The organism is Neobacillus mesonae, assembly GCF_023715155.1.
GTDB lineage: Bacteria > Bacillota > Bacilli > Bacillales > Cytobacillaceae > Neobacillus > Neobacillus mesonae_A.
In genome coordinates this window covers 1-214 of record NZ_JAMBNQ010000175.1, presented here as the reverse complement: position 1 = coordinate 214, position 214 = coordinate 1, and the positions used below count along the sequence as shown (strand labels likewise).

The 214-nt window shown below is 36.9% G+C and carries 1 protein-coding gene; it reads right to left on the bottom strand.

The genetic code is table 11. The annotated features are described in order from the left end of the window. Window positions 1–214 (bottom strand): group II intron maturase-specific domain-containing protein (locus M3183_RS27020; protein WP_285881262.1); only part of this gene is annotated, 214 nt, incomplete at both ends.

The window sequence follows — 214 nt, the reverse complement described above, 5'->3', positions numbered from 1 at the left end:
ATCTCCCCCACCCTCTTATGATGGGATTCACCTTCTGTTTGACGAATTCTTCTAAATTCACTGTTTGGTTTCTTTTCGTTGCCTCTTTGATTTTCTCCTTAAATTTCTTGACTGCTTTTTCTGAGGGTGAATGGTAATAACCATTTTTAAATACGTAGCCAAGAAAGATGAACGGTTCCTCGTAGTTATTTACAATCTTTGTTTTATCTGGGTG